Genomic DNA, 2,080 nt, shown 5'->3' with positions numbered 1-2,080 from the left:
GATATAGAGTAATTACTTGTAATCATTTTAAAGTCGCCCAGCTATATTGTCAGAATTCAAAAGATGTTTTTTGGATGTTAACAATTTCAATCATTGTTAGTGAATTTATTGTTAATAGCGTTTCTATATTGATAGCTAAAGCGATGGGTACCAATGATGTGGTTAATATCCTTATTCAAAATCCAGGCTGGATCGGCGTCATTTTTAGCATCTTAGCGGTGGTTAAAATAAATGATATCAATCTTTATAGTGTCTCGCTTAGCATGAGCAATGTTATTGCGTGTATGATATACAAGAAAATCAATTATGTTACATTAACGCTAATCGCGGGCAGTATAGGAACTTTCTTTACCGTTATCGGTATTTTAAATAATTTTATTAATTTTTTGATAATAGCGGGTGTTATTTTCCCACCAATAGCTGGGATTATGCTCACTGACTAGTATATCCTGCATACTAATAGAAATTTATTTGATTCAAAGCTTAAAGATGGCAAGTTGCCAAATAATGCTTTTACACCATGGATAAATTACCCATCTCTCATTGCTTGGGCTTTAGGCTCTATCGCTGGGATGACCCTAACTATCGGTATTCCATCAGTTAACTCGATATTTATCTCTGCTGTGATATATTTCTGCTTGTCTATTTTAAAGAATTTTTTCAAAAAAATACCGAAAGAGATAAAAAATGATCAAAGTTACAATAGCTCAGACGGACGCAATTTTAGGTGATAAAGATGGAAATTTACGATGTTTAGAAAATTTTTGCTATAAAGCTAAGGAAAACAATGCGCAAATTATCTGTTTTCCTGAATTAGCGACTACTGGATATTCACCATCAATACTAGGAGAACAATATTATTCACTTAGTAAAACCGAAAATGAACAGACAGATAAGCTATTTAGCCAATTATCCAGCAAATTTAATTTAGTTATTATTTGTGGTTTTATAGAACGAGATGATACAACCGGTAAAATTTATAATTCTGCCGGTATTTGGATTCCAAATAAAAAACTGATTAGCTGTATATCGGAAAATGCATCTATTTCATCATGAAAAACTATGGTTTACACCCGGTGATAGCTTGCCAGTTTTTGATATTGGTGTTTGTCGTATTGGAATAATAATTTGTTACGATGCAGGATTTCCTGAAGTTGCCAGAATTTTGGCAACTAAAAAGGCAGATATTTTATAGCTGGGCGACTTTAAAATGATTACAAGTAATTACTCTATATCAGTAAATTTATATTGGAGAAAAACATATATTTTGTAATCAAAATTAAGACGCTTAGCTATAACAGGAGAGATGAAAACAATTGGAAAGCTAAAGTCACTTCAAGAACTAAAAAAGAAGAAACTACAAGCATTTTTAACCCTAAGTTATCAGCCACTGGCTGCACAACCCCACCATGTGGAGGATACAACGTAAATCCTTACTGTCCCTGGACAAATCCAGGTTGCAATAATAATGGTTATTCTACAACATATTATTCAATGCCGATATTCAATGGCTTTACTTATGCTTCTGACTGGCCTGGGCAATATTACGGCAACACCATAACTTATAATGCCTTTTACCCAAATCAACAAGGCTATTGTAATAACAACTACTACGGTTACTGTAAGCAACAACAAAAATTATCATGGCAGACAACAAGTGCTAACCTGATTATCGATAATTATAGCTGGAATGATATTAATCCTTATTATCATAATAAAAAACCGCAAAAATTGGCAATGGTAGCGGCAAAGATACCTTGGTTTTTTCCAGTATCAAAGATTCACCTTACGACAATCCAGATAAAATTATGGATTTTGAAACTGGCATTTACTTAATTAATCTCTCTGCCATTAGGCTAAACAGTTATAGTACAAGCAACCCTAAACTCTATTTTGTTGACTACTTTACTAAACAAGTGGGAGATATGATGTTGACTTATAATGAAGAAATTAACTTAAGTCGATTATTTATAGATGGTAACGGTGATGCCATCCCCGACTTTGAACTATATATCCTTGGCGTTGTCGAACAAAGCGATCTTATTCTGGCATATATCGATCTTATTCTGGCATATATAGC

General features: G+C 33.2%; 4 protein-coding genes and 1 pseudogene. All 5 read left to right on the top strand.

The window, feature by feature from the left end; all coding sequences use genetic code 11:
• A pseudogene (locus tag ARSQ2_RS02105) lies at positions 1 to 443 on the top strand (cytosine permease); the annotation flags it as partial.
• Positions 444 to 687: 244 nt separating this feature from the next.
• Positions 688 to 1,056, top strand: coding sequence for a nitrilase-related carbon-nitrogen hydrolase (locus ARSQ2_RS02100; RefSeq protein WP_181994206.1), 369 nt, complete (start codon positions 688 to 690; stop codon positions 1,054 to 1,056).
• On the top strand, positions 1,037 to 1,195 hold the full coding sequence (locus ARSQ2_RS13480; RefSeq protein ID WP_181994205.1) for a nitrilase-related carbon-nitrogen hydrolase: 159 nt from the start codon (positions 1,037 to 1,039) through the stop codon (positions 1,193 to 1,195). The genes ARSQ2_RS02100 and ARSQ2_RS13480 overlap by 20 nt, the downstream gene beginning before the upstream one ends.
• Positions 1,196 to 1,248: 53 nt before the next feature.
• Positions 1,249 to 1,836, top strand: coding sequence for a hypothetical protein (locus ARSQ2_RS02090; protein WP_181994204.1), 588 nt, complete (start codon positions 1,249 to 1,251; stop codon positions 1,834 to 1,836).
• Positions 1,758 to 2,080, top strand: a 323-nt coding sequence (locus tag ARSQ2_RS02085) for a M10 family metallopeptidase C-terminal domain-containing protein (protein WP_181994203.1), incomplete at its 3' end; no start/stop codon positions are given. The genes ARSQ2_RS02090 and ARSQ2_RS02085, both read left to right, overlap by 79 nt.

Source organism: Arsenophonus endosymbiont of Bemisia tabaci Q2, assembly GCF_902713415.1.
Taxonomy (GTDB): domain Bacteria; phylum Pseudomonadota; class Gammaproteobacteria; order Enterobacterales; family Enterobacteriaceae; genus Arsenophonus.
This window is presented reverse-complemented; position numbering and strand designations above follow the sequence as displayed.